Source organism: Amycolatopsis sp. SID8362 (assembly GCF_010550475.1).
Lineage (GTDB): Bacteria > Actinomycetota > Actinomycetes > Mycobacteriales > Pseudonocardiaceae > Amycolatopsis > Amycolatopsis eburnea.
Map to the genome: position 1 here is coordinate 1 of NZ_JAAGNB010001839.1, position 2094 is coordinate 2094.

Annotated in this window: 3 protein-coding genes; all 3 read right to left on the reverse strand. The window is 74.8% G+C overall.

Features of this window, described 5'->3' with window-relative positions:
• On the reverse strand, positions 1 to 630 hold a 630-nt coding region (locus G3I65_RS55995), incomplete at its 3' end, for an NAD(P)-binding domain-containing protein (protein ID WP_160704769.1).
• The gene (locus G3I65_RS56000) at positions 620 to 1882 is read right to left on the reverse strand and encodes a carboxylate--amine ligase (protein WP_203612781.1); all 1263 of its coding nucleotides are present in this window, start codon (positions 1880 to 1882) and stop codon (positions 620 to 622) included. The genes G3I65_RS56000 and G3I65_RS55995, both read right to left, overlap by 11 nt.
• Positions 1883 to 1913: 31 nt before the next feature.
• The coding region (locus tag G3I65_RS56835; protein ID WP_203612782.1) for a hypothetical protein at positions 1914 to 2094 on the reverse strand (181 nt) is incomplete at its 5' end.

The window sequence follows — 2094 nt, forward strand, 5'->3', positions numbered from 1 at the left end:
CCAGACCAGCCGCGGTGCCCGCGCCACCAGCCGCACGCTCGCCCCGGACTCGTGCAGCAGGGTCGCCGACTCGATGGCCGACTGGCCCGCGCCGACGACGACCACGTCCTTGCCGCGGAAGGCGCCGAGGTCGCCGTGGGCCGAGCTGTGCGAGCAGACGCGGGCCGGCAGGCCGGCGAACGCCGCGGGCAGGTGGGCGAAGTACTGGACGCCCGGGGCGAAGACGACTTCGCGGGCACGCACCCGCTCGCCACCCACCGCCAGCTCGTATCCGGACCCCGCCTGGGAGACGCGCTCGACGAGCGTCTCCTCGAGGCCGGGCGCGTGCGCGTCCCGGAACCAGTCGCCGTACGCGACGAAGGTGTCCAGCGGCACCGGCACGCCGTAGTCGCCGTACTCGCGTCCGGTCTCCCGGCAGAAGGCGCCCAGGGTGTGCGTCGCGGCCGGGTCGGACAGGTTCGACGCGAACCCCTGGGACTTCAGGAACATCCCGGCGGGCATCGCGTCGCGCCACAGCTGCATGGGTTTCCCGAAGTGGCGGAAGCGCACGCCCCGGCCATGCAGGTGGGCCGCGATCGACAGGCCGTACGGCCCGGCGCCCACGACGGCGACGTCGGTTTCACCGGTCATCGGTTTCCCCTTCCGGAGTGGCCCGGCCGGGCCGGTAGCGCGGGCTCGCCACGGGCGGACGGGCGCGGCCGGGGAACTGCTTGCGGACCGCGCGCCACGCCAGGCGCGCGCACATCAGGCCGAACGGCCGGAGGTCGTCGCAGGCGAACCAGGCCAGCTCGTCGACCTCGCGCAGGGACCGCAGCCAGGCACCCGGCCCGAGCCGGCCCCGCCGCCAGTAGCCGAACGCGGCGAGCGGGTCGTAGTTCTCCACCAGGAACCCGCGGCGGACCGGTTCGCCGCGCGGGATCTCGCGGCCGGTGAGGTGCAGGTGCGCGGCCACGGCGACGTCGACGCCGGCGTCGTCGGCGAACAGCCGGAACTGGGCGCCGAGCCGCGGGTTGAAGTCGAGCAGCTTGTACTGCCCGTCGCGCGGGTCGAGGCGCACGTCGAGGTCCATGATCCCGCGGTAGGACAGGTGCTCGAACAGCTGCTGGGCCGAGGCGGCCAGCGCGGGGTTCGGCCGCGCCGTGCCGAACGCGGTCAGCCCGGCGTCGGCCGGGTAGGAGCGGTGCTTGCGGCCGGTGAAGGCCGGACGGCAGCGGGAGCGTTCGTCGCAGTAGCCGTGGAAGAACCAGTCCTCGCCGGGCAGGTACTCCTGCAGCAGCAGCTCGTCGCCCGCCGCGTCCGCGAACAGCCGGGCCAGCTCGTCCCGGTCGCGGACCAGGGTCGTGCTGCGCGCCCGGCCGCTCCCGCGCCAGGGGTGCACCAGCTTGACGACCACGGGAAACTCGTCCGCTTCGTCCGGGCTCCGGGCGAGCGTCCGCGCCGGGCACGGCAGGCCGGCGCGGCGGCAGACGTCGTGCAGCGCGTACTTGTCGGCGACCAGCCGGGGGAGCGCGGGATCGACCTCGGGGAAGAGGAACGTCTCGCGCAGCTTCGACTGGTACTCAGCGACGAACATCGCGCCCGCGTCGTCGGTCGGCAGCAGGACGGCCCGCGTGCCGATCCGCTCGCCGATCCGGCGCAGGCCCGCGAGCAGCCGTTCCGCGTCGTCCGTGCCGGGCCGCCACACCCAGCCGCCGCGCAGATAGCGGGAGGAGCCGGCCGGGGTCAGCCGTTCCTCCTGCACGGCGTACACGGGAACGCCGAGGCCGCCCAGGCTCCGGATGACGCCGAGCCCGCCGTGGTGGAACACGTTCGCGTCGAGCTTGAGGACGAGCGCGGGCGTGGTGCGGTCCACGTCGGGCACGGGTCTCGGCTGGCGGCGCATGGGTGTCTCCTCCCTCCGGCTCGCACGACGATCACACGTCCGCCGCGGGCGGACCTCCGGCAACGGGATGAGGTTCCGTACGCACAAGGCATGGTCTTGCGCGGCGCAGCGTCACCTCGGCCAGCCCGGCCCAGGTGTCCCGGACGTCGAAGTGCCGCCGGGCGTACCGGGCCGCCTCGGCCCCTTCCCGGGCGGCCAGCCGTTCGTCGGCC